Source organism: Ruegeria arenilitoris, assembly GCF_013032855.1.
GTDB classification, from domain to species: domain Bacteria; phylum Pseudomonadota; class Alphaproteobacteria; order Rhodobacterales; family Rhodobacteraceae; genus Ruegeria; species Ruegeria arenilitoris.
Map to the genome: position 1 here is coordinate 30,311 of NZ_WQDA01000005.1, position 15,604 is coordinate 45,914.

The following is a 15,604-nucleotide window of genomic DNA, read 5'->3' on the forward strand; positions in this document are numbered from 1 at the left end:
ATGACTGCAGAACACATACTGGAAAAACTGGGCCTGACGGCGGCCGAGCTGACCGGCGGGTCGCTGGAGGTCCGCTCGCCCATCGACGGGCGCGTGCTGGCGCGGGTGCATGAAACGCCCGTTGCCGACATGGATGCGGTCTTTGCCCGCGCCACGGCGGCCTTCAAGGCCTGGCGCACCGTGCCCGCCCCGCGCCGGGGCGAGCTGATCCGCTTGCTGGGCGAGGAACTGCGCGCGGCCAAGGAGGACCTGGGCGCGCTGGTCAGCTGGGAGGCCGGCAAGATCACCTCGGAAGGTCTGGGCGAAGTGCAGGAGATGATCGACATCTGCGATTTTGCCGTGGGCCTGTCGCGGCAGCTGTATGGCCTGACCATCGCCTCGGAACGCCCCGGCCACCGGATGATGGAGACCTGGCACCCGGCCGGTCCGGTCGGCGTGATCTCGGCCTTCAACTTCCCGGTCGCAGTCTGGTCGTGGAACGCGGCGCTGGCGCTGGTCTGCGGCGATCCGGTGATCTGGAAACCGTCCGAGAAAACGCCCCTGACCGCGATGGCCTGTCAGAAGATCTTTGAAAAGGCCGTGGCCCGGTTCGGCGACGCGCCCGAGGGGCTGCTGCAACTGCTGATCGGCGGTGCCGATCTGGGCAAGGCGCTTGTGGCCAGCGAGGCGGTGCCGATCATTTCGGCCACCGGCTCGACCCGGATGGGCCGCGCGGTCGCACCGATCGTGGCGCAGCGGTTCGGCAAATGCATCCTGGAGCTGGGCGGCAACAACGCCATGATCGTGGGCCCCTCGGCCGATCTGGAAATGGCGGTGCGGGCCATCGTGTTCTCGGCCGTGGGCACCGCGGGTCAGCGCTGCACCTCGCTTCGGCGGCTGATCGTGCACAACTCGATCCGTGCCGATCTGGTTGCACGGCTGAAAAAGGCCTATGCCGGTCTGCCCATCGGTGACCCGCTGGCCGAAGGCACGCTGGTCGGGCCGCTGGTGGATGCGGCCTCGGGTCAGGCGATGGAGGCCGCACTGAAGGCGGCAGAGGCCGAGGGCGGCACCGTCTTCGGCGGCAAGCGCGTGTCCGACGGCGTGCCCGAGGGCGGTGTCTACATGCAGCCCGCGATCGTCGAAATGCCGGGCCAGACCGAGATCGTAAAGACCGAAACCTTTGCGCCGATCCTCTATGTCATGGGCTATGACGGTTTCGACGAGGCGCTTGAGATGCAGAACGACGTGCCGCAGGGCCTGTCGTCTTGCGTGTTCACGCTGAACATGCGCGAGGCGGAACAGTTCCTGTCGCCCGCCGGGTCCGATTGCGGCATCGCCAACGTGAATATCGGCCCCTCGGGCGCCGAGATCGGTGGCGCGTTCGGCGGCGAAAAGGAAACCGGTGGCGGACGCGAAAGCGGTTCGGACGCCTGGAAGGGCTACATGCGGCGGCAGACGAACACTGTGAACTACTCGGCCGAATTGCCATTGGCGCAGGGCGTGAAGTTCGACATCTGAGAACCCGGCCCGGCGGCCTAGCGCGGCCGGGCCAACACATGCGTTCAGTCCGTGAACAGGTAATCAAGCCGCATGATCGACTGGGCGGTTTCCTCCGAAACTCCAAGGAACCCCGCGATCGCGGCCACGTTCTCGGCCGGGTCAGCGGTTTCACGCAATCGGAAGAACCTCTCGATCCCCGCACCGCGCAACTGTTCGTATTCATAGGCCAGATCGCTGCGGATCGTCGGTAACAGGCGTTCGACAGTTGCGGCTGGGCTGTTTTCTCCGGCCAACCCGACCCTGTGGGCGTGGCCGACAAGATACGCGTCCGAATAGGTGCACTCGATTTCAAGAACATGCGTGCGCGCCTTGTCCGAGCAAAAATCCTGTACGATATCCAGACTGGCGGGATCGAGGCAGATCAGCAGCCGGTCGGCGCCGAAGTGATCGTACAGCATCCGGGTGACCGCCCTGCGATGCCGGGATCGTTTGACCAGCGTGGTCTCCAAGCCCCCAAGATCGGGCAGCGGGGCGGTTTCCTCGTTGAACAGGTACTCGATGCAGGGCAGGTTGGTCTCAGAGGCGATCTGGTCGATCAGCCGCTTGGCCACATGCCACTTCTTGCAGACGACCATGTACAGATCGCGATCGGCGCCCAGCGTGTTGGCGGTTTCCCAGAAGCGGGGTGCATACCGGCGTCCCACGCGGCCACGGCCGGTCAGAAATCCGTGCAGATTCCGACCCTCGTTCGAGATCTGGAACGCGACCCCTTCGCTGGCATAGAGCGCACCCAATTTCTGCTTCAGCAACTGCGCCTCGGGGCTGATCTTGCGGGCGAACAGGTAATCTTGGGTCAGCAGCAGGTCGTAGTGATCGTTGTAAAACGTCACCGGCATCCCGTAGTCCGAGAACATCAGGAAAGTCAGCGTACGGTTTTCGATTTCGATTTTCGGGATCAGGTGGCGCACGAGGGTCTGAAAGAACGTCTCGTCCGGAATCCAGGTGGTCGAGAAAAAACGGACCACGTCCCGGCGCTGGCGCAGGAAATCCAGGATCATCTCGATTGTCCGGCGGCGAAGGCACCACCACTGGCTGCCGATCATGATCTGGAGATCCTCCGGGATCTCGCGGGTCAGGCCGAGACGTTTCTGGGCCTCGTAGGCGGCATAGAACAGTTTGCTCTGCGTGCGTTCGTTGAAATAGTGGCGATAGATCAGCCGGTCTTCCTTCATGCCGGTCTTGATCCAGTCGCTTTCGAAAAAGTCGTGGCTTTCGATGAAATCCTTGTCGGTTTCATCCAGAAACCGATGCGCATATTCCGCGGTCTTTATCGCCATGCAGTCGCCCGACAGCATGTAGAAATGGGTCGCTCGCGGGAAGGCCTCGACCGCAGCTTGCACCGCGTTCAGTGTTGCCTGCACCAGCGACCATTCCCCCCAGCCACATTTGATTCGCCTGGCCGCGAAGGTCACATTGGGATTGCTTTTCAGGGCCGTCTGGATCCGGTCAAAGTCTCCTGCGGATGCGCTGGCGTCGAAATGGATGGCCATGCAGTCCCCTGCGGCCGTCAGCCGTTCGGCCTGTGCGATAATCGCGTCAGGGTCTTTGTGACACAGCAGAATGTAGGCGATCTTGGCCATTGGCGTTGCATGAAGTCCGTTACTGCCCGGTTCCAACCGTGATACTGAGGATGAGCGATTGAATAAACAGAATATTTTTGCTTCTCTGGCGTCAAAAGCTGGCGCATCACCTTGAGACTCGGCCGGCTAAGGAGGCATGGCAGATGGGATTTCCCGGTACATGGATGACCGAAAGCGAAAGCATGGTCTATCGCGTCGTGCCCAAATGCGCCTGCTCGACCATCGGGCAAATCATGTATTACTCGGATCATGGTCGGTTCTTTGACGGCGATATCCACGACGCCAAAGACGGGATGCACAAATGGGCGTTTGACCACAGCCAGGATGTGATCTCGGCCAATGTGCGCGGGCACAAGTCGTTCGCCTTCACCTGTGTGCGCAACCCCTACACGCGGATCCTCAGTTCGTTCTTCGACAAGATCTGCGGCATTCAGCGCAACGGGAAACGGTACCGGGGCAATCTGGTGCCGACGCTGATCTACAATTACGGGATCGAGGTCGGGGGCGAGGACGGCAAGGGCGAATTCGACCAGATTGCCAGTTTCCGCCGGTTTCTTCTGTTTGCCCGCGACACGATCCGTTGGCGGCGGCCAATGGACCCGGACATCCACTGGTCGGCCATGTCGGGGCATGTGTCGACCTTCATCGTGAATGGCGGGCGCTATGACCGGATTTTCTGGACCGAAAAATTCAACGACGGGATGCAAGGCGTGCTGGACGCGTTGGAAACCCCGCATCCCGTGACCCTGTCCGAAATTCCGCGCTTCAACGAATCCGAGGGCCACGGCCCCAAACGTGCGCACCCGGTCGAGGACTATTTCGACGACCTGTCGATGCACCTGGTCTATGAGATCTACAAACAGGATTTCGAACTGTTCAAATACGATTTCGAGAACCCGGCCAACAAGATGCCGACAGGTGAAATCGACCTGGATGAGATTCACGCCAAGCTGGGTGATTGATCCCACAGGCAGGGGCGCTCCCGCCCCAAGACTGACGGAGGCAGCGGCGCAGGCGATGGGTCCTGTCAGGCGCGGGAGCCCTTTGGGGTCAGGGGGCAGTGCGGCCCGCATTGCACGGGCCGGCAGTGTTCAGACCTGACGCACAGCGCCTTTTGCGGCGCTGGTGGCCAGCTTTGCATAGGCCTTCAACGCCGTGGACACCTTGCGTTTGCGCGGCTGCGCCGGCTCCCAGCCTTTCGCTTCCTGCGCCTTGCGGCGTTCGGCCAGTTCCTCGTCGGACACGGCCAGGTGGATCGAGCGGTTTGGGATGTCGATTTCGATCGTGTCCCCGTTCTGCACCAGACCGATCTCACCGCCTTCGGCCGCCTCGGGCGAGACGTGCCCGATCGACAGACCCGAAGTGCCGCCCGAGAAGCGACCGTCGGTCAGCAGCGCGCAGGCTTTGCCCAGACCTTTGGATTTCAGGTACGAGGTCGGGTACAGCATCTCTTGCATACCAGGCCCGCCGCGTGGGCCTTCATAGCGGATCACGACCACGTCGCCTTCCTTGACCTTGCCAGTCAGGATGTCGTTCACCGCCTGGTCCTGACTTTCGCAGACATAGGCGGTGCCGGTGAATTTCAGGATGTTCTCATCCACACCTGCGGTCTTCACGATGCAGCCGTCGCGCGCGATGTTGCCGAACAGAACGGCCAGACCGCCATCCTGACTGAACGCATGGTCCTTGGATCGGATCACGCCGTTTGCCCGGTCGGTGTCCAGTTCCTTGTAGCGGTTCGACTGGCTGAACGCCTGGGTCGTGCGCACGCCACCGGGGGCGGCCTTGAACAGATCTTGCGCTTTGGGGTTGTTGGTCACCGTGATGTCCCAGTTGGCGATGGCCTCGGCCATGCTGGCCGAATGCACCGTGCAGCAGTCGTCATGCAGCAGACCGGCGCGGCTCAGCTCGCCCAGGATCGAGAAGATGCCACCCGCGCGATGCACATCCTCCATGTGGACGTTTTCGGTGTTGGGCGCGACCTTGCACAGGCAGGGCACCTTGCGGCTCAGCCGATCCATGTCGGACATGGTGAAATCCACTCCGCCCTCATGCGCGATGGCCAGCAGGTGCAGCACCGTGTTGGTCGAGCCGCCCATGGCGATGTCCAGGCTCATGGCGTTTTCGAAGGCCTCGAAGGTCGCGATCTCGCGCGGGAGGAAGCCTTTTTCGTTCAGCTCATAGTGGCGCTTGGTGATTTCGACGATGCGGCGGCCGGCCTCCAGGAACAGCTCCTTGCGGTCGGCATGGGTGGCCAGAGTCGAGCCATTGCCCGGCAGCGCCAGACCCAGCGCCTCGGCCAGGCAGTTCATCGAGTTCGCGGTGAACATGCCCGAGCACGATCCGCAGGTGGGGCAGGCGTTTTCTTCGATATGTTTGACCTGCTCGTCGGTGTATTTGTCATCGGCGGCGGCGACCATGGCATCGACCAGGTCGATCTTCTTCACATCCAGATCGGCGATGTCGATCTTGCCGGCCTCCATCGGCCCGCCCGAGACGAAGATGGCCGGGATGTTCAGGCGCATCGCTGCCATCAGCATGCCCGGGGTGATCTTGTCGCAGTTCGAGATGCAGACCATCGCATCGGCACAGTGTGCGTTGACCATGTATTCGACGCTGTCGGCGATGATCTCGCGCGAGGGCAGCGAATACAGCATCCCGTCATGGCCCATGGCGATGCCGTCATCGACGGCGATGGTGTTGAACTCTTTGGCCACGCCGCCGGCGGCCTCGACCTCGCGGGCGACCATCTGACCCAGATCCTTGAGGTGGACGTGCCCTGGCACGAATTGCGTGAACGAGTTGACGATGGCGATGATCGGCTTGCCGAAATCGTCGTCGCCCATCCCGGTGGCGCGCCACAGGCCGCGGGCACCGGCCATGTTGCGGCCATGGGTCGAAGTTCTGGATCGGTACATTGGCATGATGCTGTTTCCCTTTTGCCCGGTTGCAAAACCAGTGTTGCGTGCGTTATAGCGCACGTAGCACATGTGCGTTATAACGCACAAGGTAAATCGCGGGACTTGGCCATGGAATCGGACGACATCACCCTGAAACTCAGAGACGTCCGGGCGGCATCGGGGCTGAGCCTGGCCAAAGCGGCCGATTTGACCGGAGTCAGCAAGGCCATGCTGGGCCAGATCGAGCGCGGCGAATCAAGCCCCACCATCGCGACGCTGTGGAAGATCGCCAAGGGGTTCCAGATGCCGCTGAGCGCACTGATCGGAACCGGCGCCCTGCGTGATCCCGCAGATGCGGCCCGGTTCCGCACCGTGACCTTTCCCGGCAGTCTGAAGGTCAAGATCGTCTTTCCCTTCGACCCGGTTCTGGGGGCCGAGACCTTTCACGTCGAACTGGACCCCAACCAGTGCCACGAATCCCCCGCCCATGCCGCCGGCGTGACCGAGGAAGTCTTCGTCCTGAGCGGCGCGCTCGAGGTGCTGCGGAACGGCGAATGGGTGCCGCTGAGCGCGGGCCAGGGGTTGCGCTTTCCGGCCGACTTGCCGCATGGCTATCGCGCCGGTCCCGAGGGCGCGGCCTTCTTGAACATGCATCACTACGGACACCGGCCTGCGACCGCCGCGGTCGGGTGATACGGCGGAAAGGGACAACCTGATGGCGGAATTCCTGAACGGCCTGACGCTGGCCGATGGCATCGGGTCCTTCGGGGCGCTGATCGTGGTTGCGGCCTATTTCGCAACACAGATGCGGATGATGAATTCCGACGATCTGGCCTTTCCGGTGGTCAACCTCGTCGGCTCGGTGCTGATCGCCTATTCGCTGCTGCAGAACTTCAACCTGGCCTCGATGCTGATCGAAAGTTTCTGGATCGCGATCAGCGTAATCGGCATCATCCAGCATTTCCGCCTGCGACGGGCGCGATAGGGCCGCAGGGACCCGATCCAGCCTTGAACCCGCACCCTTGCGCGTATAGGGAAATCCCTGCGCGTAAAGGGGAGGCTTTGATGCTGGACGATCCAAAAACCCTGGTTTCCACCGAGTGGCTTGCCGCCCACCTCAAGGACCCGGATCTGCGGATCCTCGACGCCTCGTGGTACCTGCCCCAGCAGGGGCGCGACGCCCGCGCCGAATACGAGGCAGGACATATTCCCGGCGCAAGGTTCTTCGACATCGACGAGATATCGGACCACCGCTCGGACCTGCCGCACATGGCGCCTCCGGTCGAGAAATTCATGTCGCGCCTGCGGGCCATGGGCGTGGGCGACGGTCATCAGGTCGTGGTCTATGACGGCGCGGGCCTGTTCTCGGCGGCGCGTGTCTGGTGGCTGTTCCGCCTGATGGGGCAAGAGAACATCGCCGTTCTGGACGGCGGCCTGCCCAAATGGGTTGCCGAAGGGCGCGAGATCGAGGATCTGCCCCCCGTCATCCGCGACCGCCACATGACCGTGCGGGTGCAGAACCACCTGGTCCGCGACGTGACCCAGGTCTCAGCCGCCGCCAAGCTGGCCGATCACGAAATCATCGATGCCCGCGCCGCCGACCGTTTTGCCGGATCGCAGCCCGAACCGCGCGAGGGGCTGCGGGCGGGGCACATCCCCGGTTCGCGCAACGTGCCCTTCGGACAATTGCTGAATGCCGATGGCACCATGAAATCGCCCGAGGACTGCCGCGCGGTGTTCGAAGCCGCAGGCGTCGATCTGTCGAAACCCGCCATCACCACCTGCGGGTCAGGCGTGACCGCCGCGATCCTCAGCCTTGCGCTCGAGCGCATGGGCAAGAAAGACCATTCGCTTTATGACGGCAGCTGGGCCGAATGGGGCGCCTTCCCGACCCTGCCCGTCGCAACCGGAGACTCCTGATGTTTGAAAACCTCAAGCCGCAGCCAGCCGACAAGATCCTGGCCCTGATGCAGATGTATCGCGAGGACCCGCGCGAGCAGAAGATTGATCTGGGTGTCGGCGTCTACAAAGACGCCAATGGGGTGACCCCAGTGATGCGGGCGGTCAAGGCCGCCGAGCAGCGGATCTGGGAAGAGCAGGACTCAAAGGCCTATACCGGGCTGGCCGGTGATCCGGTCTATGCCGATGCGATGATCAGCCTGATCCTCGGCACCAGCGTGCCGCGCGCCAACATCGCCGCCGTGGCCACCCCGGGCGGCACCGGTGCCTGCCGCCAGGCGTTCGAGCTGATCCGCATGGCCAACCCCTCGGCCCGGGTGTTCGTGTCGAACCCGACCTGGCCGAACCACATCTCGATCCTGAACTATCTGGGCATCGAAACCGTCGCCTACCGCTATTTCGACGAGGAAACCCGTGGCGTCGATTTCGACGGCATGATCGAGGACCTCAAGACCGCCAAGGCGGGCGACGTGGTGCTGCTGCATGGCTGCTGCCACAACCCGACCGGCGCCAACCTGAACATGGTCCAGTGGCAAGAGGTGGTGAACCTGATCAACGATCGCGGTCTCGTCGCCATGATCGACATCGCCTATCAGGGCTTTGGCGACGGTCTGAACGAGGATGCGCAGGCGACCCGGCTTGTCGCTGCGTCGGTCAAGGAATGCCTGATCGCGGCGTCCTGTTCGAAGAATTTCGGTGTCTACCGTGAGCGGACCGGCTTGCTGATGGCCGTCAGCGCCGATACGGGCCAGACCGCCCTGAACCAGGGCACGCTGGCCTTTCTGAACCGCCAGAACTACTCGTTCCCGCCGGATCACGGCGCGCGCGTGGTGACTACGATCCTAATGGATGAGGGCCTGCGCGCCGATTGGATGGCCGAATTGGAGGAGGTTCGCCTGTCGATGCTGGGCCTGCGCCGCCAGTTGGCGGACGAGCTACAGCGGTTGAGCGGATCGGACCGGTTCGGCTTCCTGGCCCAGCATCGCGGCATGTTCTCGCGCCTGGGCGCCGCGCCCGAGCTGGTCGAGAAGCTGCGGGTCGAGCACGGCATCTACATGGTCGGCGACAGCCGCATGAACATTGCCGGGTTGAACGAGGCCACCGTGCCGATCTTGGCCAAGGCCATCATCGACGTCGGCGTCTGAGATAAGGCATTTCAAAAAATGAAACCCGGGCACGAATGCCCGGGTTTTTTGTTTGGATTGAAGAGAGCTCAGCCCTTCGAGAACTCGGGATAGGCTTCCATGCCCAGTTCGCCCATGTCGAGGCCGTTGATCTCTTCTTCCTCGCCAACCCGCAGGCCGACGGTGGCCTTGAGGATCGAGAACAGGATGTAGCTGACCACGAAGACGAAGATCCCGATGGCCGCGAAGCCGATGATCTGGGTCACGAAGGACGCGTCGCCGTTGGTCCAGGCCACGATGAAGGTGCCCCAGAAGCCCGCGATCAGGTGAACCGGGATGGCGCCGACCACGTCGTCGATCTTCATCTTGTCCAGCAGCGGCACGGTGTAGACCACGATCACGCCACCGATACCGCCGATGATCAGCGCCTGGAACAGCGACGGTGCCAGCGGTTCGGCAGTGATCGAGACCAGTCCGGCCAGCGCACCGTTCAGCACCATGGTCAGGTCGACCTTGCCGTACATCACCTGGGTCAGGATCAGGGCAGCGACAGCGCCGGCGGCTGCGGCCATGTTGGTGTTGGCGAAGATGCGGCTGATGTCAGCCATGTCGCCGATCGTGCCCATGGCCAACTGCGAGCCGCCATTGAAGCCGAACCAGCCCAGCCACAGGATGAACGTACCCAGGGTGGCAAGCGCCAGGTTCGAGCCGGGGATCGGAACGACCTTGCCGTCCTTGCTGTATTTGCCGATCCGGGGGCCCAGCACGATGGCTCCTGCCAGCGCGGCAAAGCCACCTGCGGCGTGCACCAGGGTCGAGCCCGCGAAGTCGCTGAAGCCCATTTCGGACAGCCAGCCGCCGCCCCACTGCCACGAGGCTTCGATCGGGTAGATGACACCGGTCAGGACGATCACGAAGATGAAGAAGGGCCACAGCTTGACCCGCTCGGCCATGGTGCCCGACACGATCGAGGCGGTGGTGGCGCAGAACATCAGCTGGAAGAAGAAGTCCGAACCGACCGACGCATAGGACAGATCGGTTTCGACGCCATCAAGGCCGACCGGTTCCAGCGAGGTGGGCGAGAAGGCACCCAGAATGCCGGTGATGGTCCAGCCGTCGCCCGGATACATCAGGTTGAAGCCGACCAGCCAATACATGATGGCGGCAAAGGAAAACAGGCCGATGTTCTTGACCAGCTGCATGGCCACGTTCTTGGAGCGCACCAGACCGGCCTCGAGCATGGCAAATCCCGCGGCCATCCAGAACACCAGGAAGCCGCCCATCAGGAACAGCAGCGAGGTCAGGATGTATTGCGTATGCTGCGCGGTTTCGCCGGTTGCGGCGGCCTCCTGCGCCAGGCCCATCTGCGGCAGCGCGACGATCGCGGCGGCAGGGATGAGTGATTTCATCAGGTTCATGTTCAGTCCTCGAATGATTGTCGGTCGCGGCGCCTTACAGCGCCTCTTCGTTGAGTTCCCCGGTCCGCACGCGCAGGGCCTGCTCGACATCGAGGACGAAAATCTTGCCGTCGCCGATCTTGCCGGTCTTGGCGGTTTTGGTGATGGTCTCGACGATCTGGTCGGTCATCGCGGCGGGCACCACGATTTCCAGCTTGATCTTGGGCACGAAGTTCACCGCGTATTCGGCGCCCCGATAGATTTCGGTGTGACCGGATTGCGAGCCGAAGCCCTTGATCTCGGTCACCATCATGCCGCGCACGCCCGCCTCGGTCAGTGCCTCGCGCACCTCCTCGAGCTTGAACGGCTTGATTGTCGCAATGATCAGTTTCACGTCTTTCCCCTCTTCTGTTCCGGTGGGTCCGGCTTTGCACCTGCAGAAAAAGAGCCCGACATGGCCGCTCAAGGAACGATTTCGGCAAAAAGACGCTGGGGAAGAGGGGCAAAGTTGCACATTTTTTGCACAAAAACGGCAAAGTGATTAAAAAATGCGCAAGTGTGAGAGGGGAATTCGCGCTATTTCACACCTCTACATGGGCGCGACAGCGCGGTATGGTGCCACAAAAGCAAAAACGGGCAGAGTTTGAGCATGACTGAGTCCAAGCGTCGAAAACCGCTGGTGGCGGACAAACGGTATCCGTCCGGAGGCCGCAAGACCGCGTCTGCCAAGCGGACGGCGAAACCGGCGGGCAAGAAGGCGACGGCGCGCAAGACTACGACCCGAAAGACCAGTCGCAAGCCCCGGGGCAAACGTTCGGGAGGCGGGCAGGGCGGCTTCTTTCGCCGGCTGTTCCGCTGGATATGGCGCCTGATCTGGGGGCTGACCTGGCGGGTGGGTGCGATAGCCGCTCTTCTGCTGGCGCTTGCCGTTGGGGTTGTGTACTCCACCCTGCCCGAGGTCGATGCCCTGCTGGACGGGCGTGCGCGCGGGTCGGTCACGCTGCTGGACCGGGACGGCAAGGTCTTTGCATGGCGCGGAGATCAGTTCGGCGGCGTTATCACCACCGACACCGTGTCGCCGCATCTGAAGAATGCGGTTGTCGCGACCGAGGACAAGCGGTTTTACCGTCACTTCGGCGTAAGCCCGCGCGGCATTGCCAGTGCGGTGAAGATCAACCTGTCCGAGGGGCGTGGCCCACTGTCGGGGCATGGCGGTTCGACCATCACCCAGCAGACGGCCAAGCTGCTGTGTCTGGGCGTCCCGTACGATCCGACTGAGTGGGAATCGGAAGCGGCGTATGAAGCCGACTGCCGTCAGGGCTCGCTGTGGCGCAAGGCCAAAGAAGCGATCTACGCGATGGCGATGGAGGTCAAATACTCCAAGGAAGAGATCCTGACCATCTATCTGAACCGGGCGTTTCTGGGGGCCGGGGCCCGCGGGTTCGAGGCGGCCAGCCAGCGCTATTTCGGCAAGTCCGCGGCCGAGGTGGACCCGGCCGAGGCGGCGATGCTGGCGGGGCTGCTGGTGGCGCCCACGCGTTATGCGCCCACCAACAACCTGCAACGCTCGCAGGACCGGGCCAAGGTGGTCATCAGCCTGATGGAGGATCAGGGTTACCTGACCACGTCACAGGCAACCGTGGCGCGCAACAACCCGGCCGAGCTGTCCGAGGCCGCCGCCGCCCGCGCCGGGGGCTATTTTGCCGACTGGGTCATGGCCAGCGGCCCCGAATTCTTTACCCGCAACACCACCGAGGACGTGGTGATCAAGACCACGCTGGACCAGCGGATCCAGCAGGCGGCCGAAGCGGCGCTGAAACAGGTGTTCGACGAAAAGGTCAGTGAAGGCTCAAAAGCGCAGGCCGCGATCGTGGTGATGTCGGCCGATGGTGCGGTCCGGGCCATGGTGGGTGGACGCAAGACCAAGGTGTCGGGTGCGTTCAACCGCGCGACGCAGGCGCTGCGCCAGACCGGGTCCTCGTTCAAACCCTTTGTTTATGCCACCGCGCTGGAACTGGGCTATTCGCCACTGGCCACGGTGGTGGACGAGCCCTATTGCATCGACATCCCGGGGTCCGGCCAGTGGTGCCCCAAGAACTATACCAACAAGTTCTACGGTCGCGTGACCCTGGCGGATGCGCTCAAGAACTCGCTGAACATCCCAGCCGTCAAGGTGGCCGAGGTTGCCGGGCTGGACAATGTGCGCACGGTGGCCAGCGGGTTCGGCATCGAAAGCGATCTGGCGGCGGGCCCAGCCCTGGCGCTGGGCGCCTCGGAAAGCACACTGATCGAAATGACCGGCGCCTATGCCGGTATCCTGAATGGCGGCTCGTCCGTGGAACCTTACGGCCTGACCGAGTTGAAACTGCTGGGCGATGATGCCCCGATGATGGTGACAACGACCGGGATCGGCGAGCGGGTGATCCGAGACGAGGCTGCCAAGCAACTGACCTGGATGATGGAGCGCGTGGTATCCGAGGGAACTGGACAACGCGCCAAGTTGCCTGGATGGCAGGTTGCGGGCAAAACAGGCACGACACAGGCCGCCCGGGATGCGTGGTTCATCGGCTTTACCGCAGACTATGTGGCCGGTGTCTGGATGGGCTATGACGACAACACGCCGTTGTCGGGCGTGACCGGCGGTGGACTGCCAGCCGAGATTTGGAAGGAAACCATGGTGCGGGTCACCGAAGGCATGACTCCGACCCCTCTGCCGATGCTGGCTCCGGCCGCTCCGGTCCAGACGACTCAGCAATCCCAGCCACGCCGCAGGCAGCAGGGTGGCTTTGCCAAGGCCGTCGACAGTCTGTTGAAGGATCTCTTTGGCGGCAACTAGACCGCAGATGATCAGACGGGCGGCGCTGGGCGCCGCCCGGATCAGTCGTTACAGGCTTTCGTCCAGCGCGGCGACGATCGCATCGCCCATTTCGCTGGTCGAAACCGGCTGAACGCCTTCTTCGGCCAGCAGATCAGCCGTGCGGACACCATCGGCCAGAACCTTTTCGACCGCGGCTTCCAGACGATCGGCCTCGGCGCCTTGGTCAAAGCTGTAGCGCAGCGCCATCGCAAAGCTGAGGATGCAGGCGATTGGGTTGGCCTTGCCCTGACCGGCGATGTCGGGGGCCGAGCCGTGGACGGGCTCGTACAGCGCCTTGGGCCGGCCATTGGCCATCGGTGCGCCCAGCGAGGCCGAAGGCAGCATGCCCAGCGACCCAGTCAGCATTGCAGCGCAATCCGACAGGATGTCGCCGAACAGGTTGTCGGTCAGGATCACGTCGAACTGCTTGGGTGCGCGCACCAGCTGCATGGCGCCGTTGTCGGCATACATGTGGCTCAGCTCGACCTCGGGATAGTCCTGGCCCACGCGGGTCACCACCTCGCGCCACAGGATGCCCGATTCCATCACGTTGGCCTTTTCCATCGAGCACAGCTTCTTGTTGCGGCGCATCGCCAGTTCAAAGGCCGAGCGCGCGGCGCGTTCGATCTCGGATTCGGTGTAGCGCTGGGTGTTGATGCCCACGCGCTCGTTGCCTTCCTCGAAAATGCCGCGCGGCTCGCCGAAATAGACGCCCGAGGTCAGTTCGCGCACGATCATGATATCGAGACCGGCAACCACGTCCTTTTTGAGCGACGAGAAATCGGCCAGCGCGTCAAAGCACTGGGCCGGGCGCAGGTTCGAGTACAGGTCCATCTCCTTGCGCAGGCGCAGAAGGCCGCGCTCGGGCTTCACGCTGAAATCCAGATCGTCGTATTTCGGGCCGCCCACGGCGCCCAGCAGAACCGCGTCGACCTCTTGCGCCTTGGCCATCGTCTCGTCCGACAGGGGCTTGCCGTGCACGTCATAGGCGGCACCGCCGACCAGATCCTCGCTCACGTCGAATTCAAGGCCGCGCTTGGCGCCGAACCAGCCGATAATCTTGCGCACTTCGGCCATGACTTCGGGGCCAATTCCGTCTCCGGGCAGGATGAGGAGCGAGGGGTTGGACATGAACGGTCTCCTTGCGTTTTTCAGCATCGGGCCTAGCGTTTGCGGTGCATCTGGTCAATGAGGCGTTCTGGTCAAAATGCGCGGATTCAGGGCCGTACAGCGCGAAAAACGCCGCTGAACATGCGCTGGGCACCCGATTTGGGTTACAAGCTGGCTTTCAGCCCTTCTGCAAGCAGGTCCCAGACCCGGCGAATGCGCGGTGTCTGCCGCATGGCCTGCGGCGCAGCCAGCCAGACCGGCAGGACTGGTATGTCCACATCCAACGGCAGAATTTCGACCGCAGGATCAGCCTCGGCCACTTGAACCTGGCTGAAACCGATGCCGCAACCCGCGCGGATCAATTCCCAATAGGCGCTTTGAAGATCGCAACGGGTGGCAAAGTCTTCCTTGCTGGCAGGCCAACCCTTGGCCTGCATTTTCGAGATGATCAAGTCGTTGGAGTCGAAACCCACCAGGTCATGCTGAAACAACTCTTCGGGGGTGGTTGGCCGACCGGCGCGGTCCAGATACGACCGGGCTGCGCAGAAACACAACGGTACGTCGCCCAGATGCCGGGTCACGATATCGACCTGCTCGGGGCGATACATGCGAACTGCGATATCAGCTTCGCGGAACAGCAGGTTTTCGCTGGTGTCGGTGGCGACCAGTTCCAGCTGGATTGAAGGTTCTTGCCTGCGGATGTCCGCCAGAATGGACGGCAGGATATGGTGCGATGCGAAGACCGAGGCGGTGATGCGGACCGTACCGCCCAGCTGTTGCGACTGCCCGGCGGCGGCCAGGCTCAGCTGACGCATGGCCGCGTGCATCTGTTGCGCCATCGGCAGCAATTGCTGGCCGGCGGCGCTGAGCTTGAGGCCTCGCGCATGGCGATCGAACAGCGACACGCCCAAATCCGTCTCGAGCGCCTGCACCTGGCGACCAAGCGTCGGCTGACTGCGCCCCAGTTCCCGCGCGGCCGCCGACAACGATCCCGTTTCCGCAACTGCCAGAAAGCTCTGCACCAAAGACCAATCAGAAAGTGCCAAGGTTTTATCCATGCGCAGATGAATACATGCTCTGCGTTTTTCGGCAATTCCCAAAGGTGAGTGAATGGATATCATTTGTTCAACCGCCA

General features: G+C 62.8%; 13 protein-coding genes. 7 read left to right on the forward strand and 6 right to left on the reverse strand.

Translation table 11 applies throughout. The features are described from left to right. Window positions 1–1,500, forward strand: a complete 1,500-nt coding sequence (amaB, locus tag GOW72_RS15635; protein WP_425328553.1) for an L-piperidine-6-carboxylate dehydrogenase — start codon at window positions 1–3, stop codon at window positions 1,498–1,500. 44 nt (window positions 1,501–1,544) lie between these two features. Here amaB and GOW72_RS15640 read toward each other — a convergent pair whose 3' ends face one another. After that, complete coding sequence (locus tag GOW72_RS15640) at window positions 1,545–3,122, reverse strand: DUF5928 domain-containing protein (protein WP_170367497.1); 1,578 nt, start codon at window positions 3,120–3,122, stop codon at window positions 1,545–1,547. Between the two features lie 143 nt (window positions 3,123–3,265). Here GOW72_RS15640 and GOW72_RS15645 point away from each other — a divergent pair, with 143 nt between their 5' ends. Further along, the gene (locus GOW72_RS15645; RefSeq protein WP_170367498.1) at window positions 3,266–4,084 is read left to right on the forward strand and encodes a sulfotransferase family protein; all 819 of its coding nucleotides are present in this window, start codon (window positions 3,266–3,268) and stop codon (window positions 4,082–4,084) included. Window positions 4,085–4,213: 129 nt separating this feature from the next. On the opposite strand, the gene ilvD is transcribed toward GOW72_RS15645, so the two are convergent. Beyond that, window positions 4,214–6,046, reverse strand: a complete 1,833-nt coding sequence (ilvD, locus tag GOW72_RS15650) for a dihydroxy-acid dehydratase (RefSeq protein ID WP_170367499.1) — start codon at window positions 6,044–6,046, stop codon at window positions 4,214–4,216. A gap of 105 nt (window positions 6,047–6,151) precedes the next feature. Here ilvD and GOW72_RS15655 point away from each other — a divergent pair, with 105 nt between their 5' ends. The 4 genes from GOW72_RS15655 (at window position 6,152) to GOW72_RS15670 (ending at window position 9,126) form a co-directional block, all read left to right on the forward strand. Beyond that, window positions 6,152–6,715: a helix-turn-helix domain-containing protein gene (locus tag GOW72_RS15655; RefSeq protein ID WP_170343185.1), complete on the forward strand. Its 564-nt coding sequence runs from the start codon at window positions 6,152–6,154 to the stop codon at window positions 6,713–6,715. 22 nt (window positions 6,716–6,737) lie between these two features. Then, window positions 6,738–7,007, forward strand: a complete 270-nt coding sequence (locus GOW72_RS15660) for a CBU_0592 family membrane protein (protein WP_170343184.1) — start codon at window positions 6,738–6,740, stop codon at window positions 7,005–7,007. Between the two features lie 80 nt (window positions 7,008–7,087). Continuing rightward, the gene (sseA, locus tag GOW72_RS15665) at window positions 7,088–7,942 is read left to right on the forward strand and encodes a 3-mercaptopyruvate sulfurtransferase (protein WP_170365657.1); all 855 of its coding nucleotides are present in this window, start codon (window positions 7,088–7,090) and stop codon (window positions 7,940–7,942) included. Continuing rightward, window positions 7,942–9,126, forward strand: a complete 1,185-nt coding sequence (locus tag GOW72_RS15670) for an amino acid aminotransferase (RefSeq protein ID WP_170367500.1) — start codon at window positions 7,942–7,944, stop codon at window positions 9,124–9,126. The genes sseA and GOW72_RS15670 overlap by 1 nt, the downstream gene beginning before the upstream one ends. A gap of 68 nt (window positions 9,127–9,194) precedes the next feature. On the opposite strand, the gene GOW72_RS15675 is transcribed toward GOW72_RS15670, so the two are convergent. Together GOW72_RS15675 and GOW72_RS15680 are read right to left on the reverse strand one after the other, a co-directional pair. Further along, window positions 9,195–10,523, reverse strand: a complete 1,329-nt coding sequence (locus tag GOW72_RS15675; protein ID WP_093963690.1) for an ammonium transporter — start codon at window positions 10,521–10,523, stop codon at window positions 9,195–9,197. Between the two features lie 34 nt (window positions 10,524–10,557). Beyond that, complete coding sequence (locus GOW72_RS15680) at window positions 10,558–10,896, reverse strand: P-II family nitrogen regulator (protein WP_093963790.1); 339 nt, start codon at window positions 10,894–10,896, stop codon at window positions 10,558–10,560. 255 nt (window positions 10,897–11,151) lie between these two features. On the opposite strand from GOW72_RS15680, the gene GOW72_RS15685 reads away from it, so the two are divergent. Continuing rightward, window positions 11,152–13,338: a transglycosylase domain-containing protein gene (locus GOW72_RS15685; RefSeq protein ID WP_170367501.1), complete on the forward strand. Its 2,187-nt coding sequence runs from the start codon at window positions 11,152–11,154 to the stop codon at window positions 13,336–13,338. Window positions 13,339–13,386: 48 nt separating this feature from the next. Here GOW72_RS15685 and leuB read toward each other — a convergent pair whose 3' ends face one another. Further along, window positions 13,387–14,490, reverse strand: coding sequence for a 3-isopropylmalate dehydrogenase (leuB, locus tag GOW72_RS15690; RefSeq protein WP_093963789.1), 1,104 nt, complete (start codon window positions 14,488–14,490; stop codon window positions 13,387–13,389). Between the two features lie 143 nt (window positions 14,491–14,633). Continuing rightward, window positions 14,634–15,527, reverse strand: a complete 894-nt coding sequence (locus GOW72_RS15695; RefSeq protein WP_170359837.1) for a LysR family transcriptional regulator — start codon at window positions 15,525–15,527, stop codon at window positions 14,634–14,636. Between the last annotated feature and the right edge of the window lie 77 nt (window positions 15,528–15,604).